1 protein-coding gene is annotated in these 1,056 nt (G+C 43.8%); it reads left to right on the top strand.

Translation table 11 applies throughout. The features are described 5' to 3' along the window. Positions 1–211 precede the first annotated feature (211 nt). Positions 212–1,056 (top strand): DUF72 domain-containing protein (locus R7E42_RS25480; RefSeq protein WP_318073306.1); only part of this gene is annotated, 845 nt, incomplete at its 3' end.

Here is a 1,056-nt window from a genome sequence, read left to right as displayed (position 1 = left end):
AGTAAAGATTCCGTTATACGCTGAAAGTCTATGAAAATCGACTACTCAACATACAATTAAGTGTGTTTTATCATTCCCTGGTGGTTTTTAGTACAACAAATGTTCAAAAGCGCACCAAAGCGAAAAAATTGGTGGGGATTATAGCGTGAAATTACCTATTTCAGCAAAACTCTCGTAAAGTGCGTACAGGAGATACAAACAATAAAGAATGATGGATAATTTACCCCTTCGACTTGGTTTAACCATGTGGTCTCACAACCAATGGCAACAAAGCTTTTACGGTAGTGGAACTAAACCTGCTGAGCGTTTAGAAAAATACGCTCAGGTATTTCATACTGTGGAAGGAAATACCACCTTTTACGCCACGCCGACACACAACACGGTGCAAAATTGGAAAGCGGCAACGCACGACGATTTTAAGTTTACGTTTAAGCTCCCTAAGGCTATCACTCATGAACAAATGCTAAGAGGTTGCAACGAGCAACTTCGTGATTTTATGAAAATCATGGAGCCCCTGCATGAGCGCGTCGGTCAATGGACGATCCAACTCCCAGCAACTTTTGGCCCTGAGTATCTTGAACGTTTGAAAAAGTTTTGCGCCAGTTTCCCGCCTAACTTTCCACTGGGCGTAGAAGTACGTCATATGGCCTTTTTCTCTAAAGGCGAGGAAGAGCGAGCGCTTAATCAGTGGTTGGTGGAAAACGGTATTGACCGAATAATCATGGATAGCCGCCCTGTGTTTGCGGCAAAGCCTGACAATGAAGCCATCATTGATGCTCAAATGAAGAAGCCCAAAGTTCCCGTTCATGCGATTGCAACCGCTTCACACCCGATGATTCGTTTTATTGGCCATCCGGAAGAACAACAAAATTACGACTTCTTTGTGCCTTGGCTAAGTAAATTGCCACAATGGATTGCGGAAGGTAAACAGCCATATGTGATGATTCACACAGCAGACAATATTATTGCACCTGAGCTGGCAGCGAACATTTACAAGAATCTGCAAAAGTATGTCGCCCTGCCAGATTTAGCCCCCTTCCCTGCCAATGATGGCAA

This window comes from Vibrio sp. Vb1337, assembly GCF_033338715.1.
Classification (GTDB): domain Bacteria; phylum Pseudomonadota; class Gammaproteobacteria; order Enterobacterales; family Vibrionaceae; genus Vibrio; species Vibrio alginolyticus.
This window is presented reverse-complemented; position numbering and strand designations above follow the sequence as displayed.